The following is a 12,608-nucleotide window of genomic DNA, read 5'->3' as shown; positions in this document are numbered from 1 at the left end:
GGCTATCGGTTAAAATAACCAAGATAGAACCGGGCATCATTGGTGATATCCTGCGGTGGATTTTGTTCAAGAAGTTTTTTTAGAATCTCCCGAGCTCTTTCAGGATTACCCAATATCCCATTAATTCTTCCCCAGGCAAGCATGCCTAAGAAATAGAAGTGGGATTTTTTGTTTTTTGCAACTTTTTCATAATATTTCATTGCCCTTTCATAATCTTTTAAGCCCTCCGCTGCACAACCAGCACCAAATTGGGCAGATGGCGTTAACAGGGGATCTCTTTTTTCTTTCGATAAAAATCGATCAAAGTAATCAAGGGCTTCGCTGAAGCGTGCCGTATTATAATTTATCACACCCAGATAATAATAAGCAACTCTTCCTGGACGAGTGTTACCAAATTTCTCAGTCAATTGCAAAAAATAGTTTTCGGCATCCTGTAAGCGCCCCATGCTCACCAGATTGATTGCCTGGGTATAAAGGAGTTCAGCCTCCGGATTTGTTTTTTCCTGGGGGTATAAGAGATACCCTATGATAAAAATTGCTGCCAAAAGCCCAATACCCAACCAGGTGGCGGTCTCGCGATGGCGCACGATAAATTTTATCACTCTTTCCATCGTGCGCTGGAAAGAATCCTCACTCTTCACGCCTCTTTTCATATCTTTCATAAATTCTCCTTATAGATTATCGTCAGTTACCCGTAAATACCCCTGACCCGATTTGAACGGGTGACCTGCGGTTTAGGAAACCGCTGCTCTATCCTGCTGAGCTACAGGGGCACAGATATTGTCAAATTATATAAAAATTACAACAAAAGTCAACAATTCGATGCTATGAGTTTTTTATATCTTATGAAGTAACGATTAAACTCATGGACAAAATTTGTAAGGGTAATCAATGATTTAGCGTTAGGTACTTTTGTAGGGCAACACTTTAGTGATTCTCTCTCGGGTGGCAATCGGTAAAATGGTAGCCGCAGGCTTTAGCCCGCGCTAAGAAAGGTAGCGCAACCTGAAGGTTGCAACTACCGTTTAACGCAGAAGAATGGCTTTTTCTACTTTCTGATAACCATCGGTTTCAAGCCGAACAAAATAGACACCAGCGGATAGATCTTTTGGTGTAATCAATAGTTCATTCATTCCAATCTTGGACTTTATTATATTCTTTTCATTCACAAGCCTGCCACAAACATCATAAATTTTGATTGTGATTTTACGCTCGTCCGGGGAATTGAACCGAAGCCTTATTACACCTTTTGCTGGATTGGGATATAGCCTGTCAAAGTAAAACGGACTCGTAAGTTTTGTCTCTTCACCCTGTGGACCACCACCACCAACCTCTTCTGCATAAATCTCAAATCCTGAAAGGACTGCAACCGTGCCATTTAAGAGTTTTACTTTTATCGTAATCTCATTGTCATGAATACAGGCATCAGGAATCCAGGATTCTTCTATTATTTTTTCTCCTGGTTTTACCCATTTATTATGGTGAAAGATATCATCAATATTGAACTGTAGGTGTATCTTGTTTCCTTCTTCATGATACCAGGTCCAGCGGACCTTATATTTTGTATGTGGTGAATGGAGAGTCAAATGATAGACCAATTCAGTGCTGTCATAGTCAAATGTCTTATAGTCTTCAGTCCCCAATACCTTATACCGGTCTCTCTGGACCAGAATCGGCACCGGGGTTTCAGTCCCCATATCAAAGGCATACTTTGGCGCAACCTCAGTTATTGGCAGATTGAGATAATAGATTGTTCCGATTGAATCAATCTCGCTATACTCGGTCCAGACCAGGTCAATTGATGGAGGCTTTGGGTTGAATAGAATCTGGGGATAAGAAATCAAATCTGTAGAATAGTTGACTTCTATTGGATTTATTGTGCCACTTGCCGGAATTGCACCGTAATATAAATGAGATAATCCATTCTCTTTCTTTGTCCAGGCCAAATACTGACCACTTGAAACTTGCCCTGAACTCGTTTCAGGGTCTCCGGTCGTCAAGCTCCAGGTCTGGCTCAAATTTTCTGTCCCAGTCCAGGAATATCTATACCTGATTGAATCCCTTGCAGTATAGAATAATTGAATCTGGTCTCCATTCATCCCAATAAATGGAAAATCAACATTCTCATCAAAGATTTGGTGGTAATATTCGTATCAACAATCGTATAATATCTCATATTCGTTGAATCACCCTCCCAGAGGATATGGGGAATACCTGCTAAGTCTACGGTAATAGAAGGAGAGATGAGCAATGGCAGTAATGAATCCTGATAAACATAAGGGTCATACGGAGTCGGTGTGATACTTATCGCATCAATGGATTGAGGGGTAAATGCTAATGGATTATTTATATTGAATTTGCTGTAGATTAAATTCCTTGATTCAAGGACAATCACCTGTGGTGCAGGTCCGCCTGGTTCTGGATGATAGGTTGGACCAAAGTAGGACTTGAAGGTGATATAGGCAAAAGAATCCTTTATTGCTAATGATGGTGCACCAATACCCCAGAAGAACGAATTATAGGTATGCATCAGAGGAATGGGTGAAGACCATTGAGAACCATCAAAACAACTATATCTTAATTCCTCAAGAAAATACGGCATCCCCTGATTGTAAGACCAGACACAATGGATTTTGCCGTTGTTATCCATTGCGAGTGCAGGGTATTTACCTTCACCGATTGGAACTGGCTCTGCCCATGATGTATCCTGCAAGAAAGTATGATAGATATTATTCCCGCTTGTAAATGCCAGATGCAAAACTCCACTCGCATCCCGAATCAACCGCCTTGAATTGTTAAATCCCGTTGCCTCAGGGATATCAGACTGGGCAACAGCAAGCACTGGATACTGATAAGCCGGTGGCAGATTAACTACCTTCCGCACAAGATAATGATTATTTCCAACTTTTTCAGTCCAGAGAGCAAACAACTTCTGTCCTAAGGCGCTGCTGCCAAAGACGACCCCTTGAGGATAAGAAGATACATCTGCGGATTGCGAAAGATTTCCTAAATCCTGCCATTCTCCAGTTCCAAGCCTCCGCGCATAATGTATATCATCCCCTGCCTTCCACAAAACCACATCCTTTCCTGCAAGATAACTATAACCCTCAATGCCATCGTAATAATCAAAATTACTACTTACCAATTCAATGGGCTGATTCACATCATAGGTATTGGTATTATTCTGCCAGGGAATCCACAAAAAGAAAAGCCCTTCTTGTTGTGTATTATAATTCCCACCCTCAAAAGTAATCCTCAGCTCATTCTGCCCTGCCCAGAGCGAAGGTGAACCGAAACTACCATAAACATCGGGAAGTGGAACAGGGTGCCAGTCAGTAGACCCGATTGTTCGATAATACAATTTTAATGTATACGATTGAGACTCATGCACTAAAACCACAATCCTATCATCCCCTGGATTACTCGGATTACCCTTATCATAACCGATAGAAGGGAAAGGATTTATTGATGATGTATTGGGCACAGTTGAATCTGCAGATGAATATGGATCGCTTAGTAGGAACCCCACAATATGTAAATTCCCGCCCATAGGAAACTTAAAGGCTACATACCCACTATCGGATGTCAAAGATAGTGATGGATGCCCAATGTAATCTTCAGGCGGTGTCCAGTTTGGATCTTCACTGAATTTTTGACTGTAAATCTCTCCAATTTGCCAGTTGTTGTTCGTGTAATATGCGCAATAATAACTGCGAAACCATCCTGCAGTTCCTTTCCCACTACTGCTCCAATATACTGAGCCCCAAACTACATAGGGAATACCATTATTGCTTATTGCAATAGCAGGCTGGCTCTTTCTATTGTCCTCCTCATACATTTTATGCAATTCATCCCGCACAAAACTATTCCCACCATCTGTTGAGCGGAGACAATAAACATGCCTGGTCCCGCAACCCCAATCTCCCCCTGTATACGCCACATACAAATTATTCCCATACTTCGCAACCTTCGCCCCATTATTATACGCCGACATTTTTGAATAATTTGACTGGGCAAGTGCACCACAGACGGCGTGTGTCTCATTAGACCAAGGAGATAAATGCTGATACCCTGCATCATAACAACGGACCATATATGTATATTTGTGACAAAATTGAACATCGGTATCAATGTATTGCGTTAAATTCGGCTGGGGGATATCTTTCCAATTATAATTCCACTGACCATCGTCAACTTTTCGTGCAATAATAAACCCTGCTTCTCTACCAGAAAAATCCTGCCAGTTTAACTTAATCGAAATCATATCAGGCGAAGATGCAACGAGATAATAAGGTCCTTTTAGTGCGACAATGTTTATATCCAGTAATTTGGGACGATAATTATGCTTAGAAGCAGTTAAATTTGCCGGTCCTTCATAGAATCCGCTGGGAATCGGCCCTAAATATGCATATCCATCGGCTCCGCTATACCCAGTAAGATGAATACCATTAGGCCAACCTTGTTTATTCCAAATACACACAAGTGCATCTTTTATTGGATTATATTGTGGGTCATGCACATAAACTCGATAGGTTTCACCCCATTCAGCATTTCCCGGCCAATCAAGGGATAATATCTTTGGAATATCAGTCCACATTTCTAAAGAAGGGTCACCTAAGAGATTCATTAGATAAGCGGTTTCTCTTGCTTGGGGGTCGTTTGCACCATAATAATTTATAACATGCATTTTCCCATCGTTACAAGCGGGTTGCAAATTTGTAATACAATCCTCAAGCATTGCGTGAAAAATTGCAATTGTTAGGGTATCGTTGTAAAAGGAGTAGCTAATATTTGTAGCGCCAAAGTACCCAACCCCACCCTTTGGTTGACACATAAATGCCTCACCCATACAAAAATGACCGGTGTAGGTAAAATTATTTGCAAGACAAGTGGGAGCAATTACAACAGGATAAGAATTAGTATTTGTTAAGTTATTAAGTACATGAGCTGTTGTAAATTCCACAGATGACCATTCTGTTGTATCACCATGGCCACGATAAACAACAAAATTACGATTCCGGTTTATCGAATCGGCGATTGCAATGGGTGATGGGTGATTTAAACTATCCGCCTGTAAAAAACCGTGGCTTAATAACATTTGTCTAACAACACCAATCGTATAATCAAAAATTCTACCACTTTGCGTGATACAAATTCCTGTCTCACGCTTATACCAATCCCCGGTTAAATTCCCACCCTCATAAAGCATAATTTTACTTCTCATATTCGTGGCTTCAGAACTACTGCCAGCGGGTAACCTACCGATAAAAATGTCAGAAAGATAATCATCACCAGCAATAAGGGAATAATTATGGTCGGTTGGTATTGGATTATAGGGGTAATTAGGATCATTGTATCTGTAGGCTGGCAGATAATTATCATCACCGATAAAAAGAACATATTCCAAAGGAATACTCCAGTTCTCGTAAGCATGCTTAATATAATTATAAATAGCTTGTGTGGTAAAACCAATTTCAGAGAGAGGTTTAATAACTACCTTATGCCCGAGCCGTGATTTCCAACTAAATAAAGGTAAACATGCCTCATAAAAAATATCATGCACAATTATCAGATAACTTCCTTCCCATTCGGTCCGTTCACCAATATACTCATCATAGTTTAGGATGTACTTCTTGTAGAGTTTTGTGAATGTTTTGGTTGGCCTTGGAGGTAAGATAGGGTTGTTGCCGGTATTTAAACCAACGTATTCAATTATCACTTTAAATTTTGTGATAATACGTATCTTTCTTATTAGAGGGTTAAATTGTATTGGGTAAACCTGTAATTGGATAACTCGATAATCACGCCACAGTGCTGGACCATAATATGATGCTAATGTCTCTGGGTAATAAATATCCCGATTGTAGAGACTATCATTTATGATAAAGCTGTCTGGTACAAATTCAGGTAGAGGCCTTTGAGCTGGCATGAGGCAATAATCAGATAATAAAGTATCTTTGATTACTACAAGTGTTACTTTTACATCTTTAGATGATGGGATTGCAATAATTTTGTAAATCGCTGGTACCATCGGTAGACCTTCCCTGAGATAAACGCCGGTATTAGGAATGTCGACAATATTGTATTCAGTATTATTAATCACAGTATCAATTTTGTAGAAACCAGGCACCGCAATTTCCAATGATGTTTGAAAGTCATCCGAATGTATTACATTAATTAAACATTCTTGACCCGTTCCCTCCAATTTGATCCAATCTTTACCATTTGAGAAAGAACATAATATTGTAAATATCAAAATCAAAGTTCTCTTCATTGTTTACCTCCTGGGAAATACATAACCCCCAAATATAACCGTAAAGGATAATTACTTATGACATGAGTTACTGCCCGCGTGAGAGAATACCCCAAACAAAACCCAAGTTGAATATGAACTCGTGGAGAAATATATATTTCCCCGCCTAAGCCAGTATAGATGTAAAAGAATTTTTCACAATGCTCAATTTTACCTTTTGAGAAAAGACTATCTTCCAACCACAATTCCCAATTACCATCAAACTCAACAAGAGGTTCAACACCCCCATTCCAAATTAATGTGATAAAACCCTTCTTGAGAAACTTGAAATCTATTCCAATCGGCAGAAGAAGATTATTTAAATAATAAACACCCGTAAACCCTTCACCAAAATCTACTGATTTAATGTATTGGTAGGCCGGAGCAAATTCAATATCCATAAACTCAGTAATTTTTTGCTTCGCAGATAATCCTATAATTAACTGTTGAGTAGAGTCTCTTATCACGCGTTTAAGAAGGTAATTATATCCTAAACCTGTTTTTATTCCTATTGATAATTTACTCTCAGAATTGTTATTTAATTTATTTTCTGGTAGTGCACTGTTGCTGAAAAGCAATCTATAAGTCGACCTTGGGACAGACCTTGAGGACAGGTATAAACTTTTAAACTTTTGAAAGTTCCGTATTAACGAAGGCTTCGCCTCAGTTTTAAGCACATCTCCATACCCAAAACAGAGGCTTACCAACACTACAAAAGAAACAAATGCAAAAGGGATAATCTTACCCATTTTTACCCCCTTGTTAGTCAAATCCCAAATTCCAAGCACCAAATTCCAAACAATACTCAAACCCCAATTTCCCAATTCAATTGATTTGTTAACAAATTGTTTCATCACTTTTTCGCTTCCTGCAAGTCCGCCGAAGGCGGACGATACTGCACCATTCCATCCGGTCTATCTTGTCTTCTTAGTTTCTCTGGTTTATCCTGTTCCCCTTCTTTCCCCCTATTCACCCTTATTCTCCCTTTTCCACCCTTGTTAAATCGTTCCACGATTCACGGTAAGCGTTTCACGAACTATTCACTTCTTCACCCCTTTTCACCCTTCTTTTCCCTTTTTCGCCCTCTTTAGCCTTTTTTCGCCTTATATTGCCTTTTATAATTATACTCTATTATATTCATGTTTTTTTTTTGTCAACACCCAAAACGCACCCCTTCCGGATGCAAGCCTGGCCTACATTTGCGTGATTTCTAACATTATAAATTTTTGCCATTTTTTATCCCCATTTTCAAAAATTGATAGAAATGCCCTTTTTAAAACACACCATTATTATATTTCAGAAGTTTACACTTTTAAAGCAGGCTGGAAAGTGTAAACCAGTAGGCCAAATAAAACCACCCACATGTCCGTCTAAAGTTGTAGAATGAATCGTCACCCAATAAAACCAGGGTAAGAGAGTAAAAGTTTTGTCATAATAACCATTGGCATCAGTATACCAACTTGCAATTGGTGTTGGGAATTGTGAGCCTAAATACTGTGTCCACAATATCATAAGAACTCCAGGAACTACATCGTTGGTATTTGTGTCATTATTTCGGTACCTTACAGTTCCATAAATTCGCAATGTTTTTAGAGATTTTGGTAGTGCACCTCCCCAGTTATTTAAACTATCTTCTATCTCAGCGATAATAGAATCTGGAATTTCATAATTATAAGGCACATCCGCTGATGGTGTTGCGCCATAGAAAATTGTATCCGTATAGACCGAAATGTAGTAATGTGCAACTTCATGCCAGAGGTTTTTGTGAACGGTATCTAAAGAAGAAAACTCCACAGCAATGTCATAGAAGCCAATTTTGTCAATTTGCAGAATATAATTATAATTAGCCGAGTCGCCAGCATTTAATGAGACAGTATCGGCAAGGTTTGCAGAAAGTAAGTTTATATGTCTATTGCCAAAATGCCATTTAATTTCAGTACGCGGTGCATCAGTCAAGGCTTTGACACTCAATCTCAAGGTAAATTCCTCCCCAATATGAGGTTTACCCTGCACTAAATCTAAGTATACCCGATAAAGTGGCTTAGGAAAAATAACAGTGGCATAAAGACCGTTTGTCACAAACGCTAATAAAACCAATAATTTAATGCTTCTCATTTTACACCTCCTCTAAAATTTCTCAAGAATCCATAATTCAAAACCGCCATAAACAAAACCTTCTTGACAACTTCTTGCTGCACAGAACACAATTTGGTCTGAATCTAATGGATTAAAATCAATACAATTCCCCAAAGCGGCCCAAACAGTAACTTCATATGGCCGTACGTCTAATTCAGTCTTTTCACGGGCGCTTATACTGATTATAAAAATCCCACTATGTTCCCAAGCAGTGATGATTGAATCAGAAGAATAAGGGAAAAAAGATACGCATAAGCTGCCAAATTCTGAAAATTCATACAAAATTACGTTATTTATGATATCTACAACGTACTCCTTTGCGGGTGTATTTGTATGGACATAATAGGCTAATGAATCATTATAGATACTAAAAGCCCCTATATTGCTTGAGATAATCAAGGTATCAACATTATTATTGAGGTTGATTCTATAAAGTCCATATCTATCAGAATAATAAACAAGAGTATCCGCAGTGCCAAATTGTAGTCCAATACAAGGATAATAGCCATTTGCTAAAGTTTTTATCTCTGCTGTTTTAACATTATACAAAATCAGCGGCGAATACATTCCATAAGGCTCTGAAGTGAAAGCAGCTAAAAGTGTTTCACTTGGTGAGATATCCATATTGATAGCTGATTCAGGAAATACAAGTTCGTTTGATTGACCATCGTCTTTAATGCGCCAGATTTCTCCAGGTCCATACTCCCCATCCTTCTCATGGTCGCATCTAATATAATATATCCATCCACCCCTCGTCCATCTCGGATTCAAAAGACTATAATTTTCTTCTTTCAAGAGAAGTCTTAAATTGGGATTCCTTTTGAATCTCGGACAAGAGATACCTACCAATAATAAAATAATTACAACCATTCCTCTTACACAAAAAATTACCCTACCCATTTTTACCCCCTTTTTGCAAAGCAAAACATTTCCTGCAAGCGAAGCGATACTGCAATTCCTGCAAGTTCATTCCCTTTTTCCCTTCTTTATTGCCTCTTTGCAGTTCTGCCTTCTTTAGCCATTTTGAGCCCTTTAATAATCTTTTTCTACTATACATTATACTAAAAAAAAGCATTTGTCAAGGGGTAAAGTGACATTTCACAAAAAATTTCAGGCATAGTTTTTGCATATAAAAAACAAAAATCAACATTTTCCGCCTGCCCAAAAATGTTGATTTTTGAGCGTTATTCCATATCTTAACACCTTCGCCCCATTATTATACGCCGACATCCTGGAATAATTTGACTGGGCAAGCACACCACAAGAATACTCAACCACATTTGACCAGGCAGATGTATCATAAGAGGCGTTTGTTGCCCTGGCAACTACAACATATTTGTATTTATGCAGCCATTCAACATTATCAACAAAGAAAGTTTCAATTGGACTATTCGCCTGATGATACCCATAATGCCATTGATTGGTTATATCATTCCAGCGATGAACAATATATTTTTGGGCATAAATTGAATTATTATGCCAGGATATTTGAACCTGGTTTGGTGGAACCTCAACAGCCTGTCGCAATGTCGGTGCATCAACCCAAGAAACTTGGACCCCATATAACTTTGCCGCTGGCGAATCCGCATGCCCTACCCAAGATTTATAATGAACCGAAACTTCATAATTATATGTTTGACCCCGTTGTAATCCATTATTTTGTGTATCAATGAATTCTTTTGTTGTGGGATGCCCAATATCTACACCATTCCGTTTGACAATATAATATTGGACTTTACTCGGTTGGTCAAAATCCCAAACCAACTTCACCGAATCCTCTTTTACATAGACAGTATGGAAATTATAGGGGGAGGCAGTAACCTTTATCATTTTTGCACAATAAACTCTTCGCCCATCAACTTTGGTAACACAGACACTCACTTTAAAACATGTATCTAAAGTTGCCGTAAGGTGGTAAATATGAGTCGGTGTTAAGGTATATCCATATGTTCCATCACCGAAATCCCAGTAATAATTATAAAGTGCATTGTAACTACCTACATAACTGTAACTTGCTTGAAAATAAACAGTTACAGGGAGTACCAAATTGCCTTCGGGGTGACTGATAATAAGGTTCACAGAATCCCTGATATGAAATAAATGGAGTTCACCCTCCTTCAGTGCTTCTAAAGTATAGCAATAACAGATTGTGTCATCGTCCCAAAGAACCCATCGGACATCATTGCTATGCAGATGGCCACCTATTGAGCGGGCTGGAGGATGATTATTTAAAAGCCCCGCTTCAGCAATTTCGTGTATTTCTCCGGTGCTAAAGCAAGAGGCATGCCCCCGGTATGGATTGGTGGTCGAATATCACCATTTTTTGATTTGAAATTTGATTATGCAACCAATTCCAAGTATAACCCCAGGGTTTGTCCCTATATACATCTGCCCATGGACAAATTCCGTATCCGATGATAGCATGCTGACGTGTGTTGAAATCGGTGCAAATAAAGTGGTATTGGTGATAATCAAAGGCAAAATTGAAATAATAACTGGGCCAATCGTATCCTGTGATATCCGTTGGGGACCGCAACAGGTTAGATTCTTGATAGTTAGCTATAGGGAAGAAATATTTTAGACTGTCATACTGTTTCACAAATGCATCGTGAAAATATCCACCAATAGTGACATCCGAACTTGGCATTTCACCATCTGGCGTATAGGGCCAGGCATCGTGATTCCCCATAACAGGAATATAAAAAATTCTATCATATGGATAGGACGGGGAATACTCAGTAAGTTGATGAAGAAGTGTCTTAGTCCGTTCATACTCTGACCTTTCTGAACTACTTGTGATATCCCCGGTCAAGACAATAAATTTTATCGGATACGACGGTAGTAACTGCTCATTGATAAAAAGGACCGCACTCCATAAATTTGAAATTGGAACTCCTGTTTCGTAGGGATTATCGTCGTAGTCGTCATATCCGTCACTGCCAAAGTCATAGTCCTGCTCCCCCAGTTCATTAATATGGATATCGGTTAATACTACAAAATCAAACTCAAAATTGCCAGCCCCTATCGTGTATTCGTTAAGATTAACAGTCAAAGTAGGCAATACAATACCAATTTCCTCAAAATGTCGCCCCATAAAAGGAATTGCTTCATATCGTAGTTTTCTGAAAGTAATTCTTCCTCCTACTTCTATACATTCGTAAGTAGTTGGAAATGAAATATCTATTCGTCCTATATTGAAAGAGTCAACTACACTGCCATCATGCCACTGACTGAAATCAAAAATAGCAACGCCAGAATCATTAGTAACCCTCTCAGATGCAAGACTATCTACAAGACCAGAGTTATAAATTGTTGTGACAATCCTCCTGTCTCGCACAAGGCTATCAAGAACCAAGTTTCCTAAACTATCATAATGGTCACTGAGATAAGGATGTTTCACGATTACTCTTAAAGACCACGGTTCTGCGAAGCTTATACCTACACTAAAAAGAAGGACAAAAATTTTTGCCTTTATTTTCATGTATACCCCCTTTTACCAATTGTAACCTATCACTCCCAAGGTGGGTGGTAAAGTGGTGGCCATAAGAATATGGAAGCGGAGGACTTCAGAACCACTTAAATTAAATTGGGTGAAACACCAAAATGGTACGAGAAGAGATATTATAGAACCCACACCGCTACCGATTGATGCTTTCACCCAAGAACCATTTTGATTAAATAATCTCCCAATCTGTGAGACTGTCAGTCCTGGAAGCAATGACCCTGAAACTATATATGCTCCCGATAGAAGAAAATAGTCCGAAGGTTGCGCCCCTTCTTGAAATGAAGTAGCATACAGGTTTCTTGCTATATACCAAAAAGATAAAAAACTCACTCCACTACCACTAGCGAATTCTAGCCCATAAATCCCTGCCTGTTTCCAGAAGGATGTCTTTGGCTGTAGAGTTTCATTTTCTGCTTGCATTATTAAGGCATTTGTAATAAAAGAGTTAAAGTGTGGTCTTTTATAAGATGCATAAAAAGATAGTGGTTGTAATTGAAAATTATTCAGCACTGTCAGTGGTTGATTATGAAAGCCATTGCCATACATTAACGAAGGCTTCGCCTCAGTTTTAAGCACATCTCCATACCCAAAACAGAGGCTTGTCAACACTACAAAAGAAACAAATGCAAAAAAGATAACCTTTCCCATGTTTACCCCCATTTTATAGCAATTAGC

At 38.9% G+C, this 12,608-nt stretch carries 9 protein-coding genes and 1 tRNA gene; all 10 read right to left on the bottom strand.

What is annotated here, in order from left to right:
- Nucleotides 1-2: 2 nt before the first annotated feature.
- A complete protein-coding gene (locus tag ABIL39_05535) occupies nucleotides 3-662 on the bottom strand; it encodes a tetratricopeptide repeat protein (protein ID MEO0165581.1) in 660 nt (219 codons plus the stop codon).
- 37 nt (nucleotides 663-699) lie between these two features.
- Nucleotides 700-773, bottom strand: a tRNA-Arg gene (locus ABIL39_05530).
- 252 nt (nucleotides 774-1,025) lie between these two features.
- Nucleotides 1,026-2,099, bottom strand: a complete 1,074-nt coding sequence (locus ABIL39_05525; protein ID MEO0165580.1) for a T9SS type A sorting domain-containing protein — start codon at nucleotides 2,097-2,099, stop codon at nucleotides 1,026-1,028.
- Nucleotides 2,096-6,274, bottom strand: coding sequence for a C25 family cysteine peptidase (locus tag ABIL39_05520; protein ID MEO0165579.1), 4,179 nt, complete (start codon nucleotides 6,272-6,274; stop codon nucleotides 2,096-2,098). Before ABIL39_05520 ends, ABIL39_05525 begins: the two co-directional genes overlap by 4 nt.
- Nucleotides 6,271-7,041, bottom strand: a complete 771-nt coding sequence (locus ABIL39_05515) for a hypothetical protein (protein ID MEO0165578.1) — start codon at nucleotides 7,039-7,041, stop codon at nucleotides 6,271-6,273. The genes ABIL39_05520 and ABIL39_05515 overlap by 4 nt, the downstream gene beginning before the upstream one ends.
- A gap of 547 nt (nucleotides 7,042-7,588) precedes the next feature.
- A complete protein-coding gene (locus ABIL39_05510) occupies nucleotides 7,589-8,407 on the bottom strand; it encodes a hypothetical protein (protein ID MEO0165577.1) in 819 nt (272 codons plus the stop codon).
- Between the two features lie 12 nt (nucleotides 8,408-8,419).
- On the bottom strand, nucleotides 8,420-9,328 hold the full coding sequence (locus ABIL39_05505; GenBank protein MEO0165576.1) for a hypothetical protein: 909 nt from the start codon (nucleotides 9,326-9,328) through the stop codon (nucleotides 8,420-8,422).
- Between the two features lie 243 nt (nucleotides 9,329-9,571).
- A complete protein-coding gene (locus ABIL39_05500; protein MEO0165575.1) occupies nucleotides 9,572-10,507 on the bottom strand; it encodes a hypothetical protein in 936 nt (311 codons plus the stop codon).
- A gap of 190 nt (nucleotides 10,508-10,697) precedes the next feature.
- Complete coding sequence (locus ABIL39_05495; protein MEO0165574.1) at nucleotides 10,698-11,909, bottom strand: metallophosphoesterase; 1,212 nt, start codon at nucleotides 11,907-11,909, stop codon at nucleotides 10,698-10,700.
- Nucleotides 11,910-11,921: 12 nt separating this feature from the next.
- Nucleotides 11,922-12,608 (bottom strand): hypothetical protein (locus ABIL39_05490; GenBank protein MEO0165573.1); only part of this gene is annotated, 687 nt, incomplete at its 5' end.

The sequence above is a fragment of the candidate division WOR-3 bacterium genome (assembly GCA_039802205.1).
Taxonomy (GTDB): domain Bacteria; phylum Hydrothermota; class Tepidihabitantia; order SM23-42; family JAOAFX01; genus JAOAFX01.
Note: the sequence above shows the minus strand (reverse complement) of the source record. Positions and strands in the feature narration are given on the sequence as shown.

Excerpts from the sequence above, each read along its gene's own strand:
- ABIL39_05505 (MEO0165576.1), bottom strand. The coding sequence starts at position 9,328 with ATGGGTAGGGTAATTTTTTGTGTAAGAGGAATGGTTGTAATTATTTTA.
- ABIL39_05535 (MEO0165581.1), bottom strand. The coding sequence starts at position 662 with ATGAAAGATATGAAAAGAGGCGTGAAGAGTGAGGATTCTTTCCAGCGC.
- ABIL39_05515 (MEO0165578.1), bottom strand. The coding sequence starts at position 7,041 with ATGGGTAAGATTATCCCTTTTGCATTTGTTTCTTTTGTAGTGTTGGTA.
- ABIL39_05510 (MEO0165577.1), bottom strand. The coding sequence starts at position 8,407 with ATGAGAAGCATTAAATTATTGGTTTTATTAGCGTTTGTGACAAACGGT.
- ABIL39_05495 (MEO0165574.1), bottom strand. The coding sequence starts at position 11,909 with ATGAAAATAAAGGCAAAAATTTTTGTCCTTCTTTTTAGTGTAGGTATA.
- ABIL39_05525 (MEO0165580.1), bottom strand. The coding sequence starts at position 2,099 with ATGAATGGAGACCAGATTCAATTATTCTATACTGCAAGGGATTCAATC.
- ABIL39_05520 (MEO0165579.1), bottom strand. The coding sequence starts at position 6,274 with ATGAAGAGAACTTTGATTTTGATATTTACAATATTATGTTCTTTCTCA.